Annotated in this window: 1 rRNA gene; it reads right to left on the bottom strand. The window is 64.8% G+C overall.

Annotation, left to right across the window (positions count from 1 at the left end):
* A 5S ribosomal RNA gene (rrf, locus tag RCF13_RS11080) occupies positions 1–93 on the bottom strand; the annotation flags it as partial.
* Positions 94–358: the final 265 nt, after the last annotated feature.

Below are 358 nucleotides of genomic sequence, written 5' to 3'. Positions count from 1 at the left end.
CATGGCTTGAGCCACACTACCATCGGCGCAGCTGCGTTTCACTTCCGAGTTCGGGATGGGATCGGGTGGTTCCACAGCGCTAATTTCACCAGGGAGACGGTTGCAGCAGCGCTTGCAGCGCCAGCTTCGCGATCTTGCCCGTGGGCGTGCACGCGGGCCCCAACCCTGGGGGGGCCCCACCCAAGCGATGGCGGCCCCGCGGCCGCCACTACCGGCAGATCCACACCAATCGTGGATCTGCCGCCGACGTTATCCAAAACAAAAGCGGCGCCCCGTGGGGCGCCGCTCTGCTCTCAGCAGTCCTCAGTCGAGCATGGCCCGACTTTACTTGGCCGAAGCCTTGTCCTTCATCATCGCG

The organism is Stenotrophomonas maltophilia group sp. RNC7 (genome assembly GCF_030910085.1).
Classification (GTDB): Bacteria; Pseudomonadota; Gammaproteobacteria; order Xanthomonadales; family Xanthomonadaceae; genus Stenotrophomonas; species Stenotrophomonas sepilia.
Note: the sequence above shows the minus strand (reverse complement) of the source record. Positions and strands in the feature narration are given on the sequence as shown.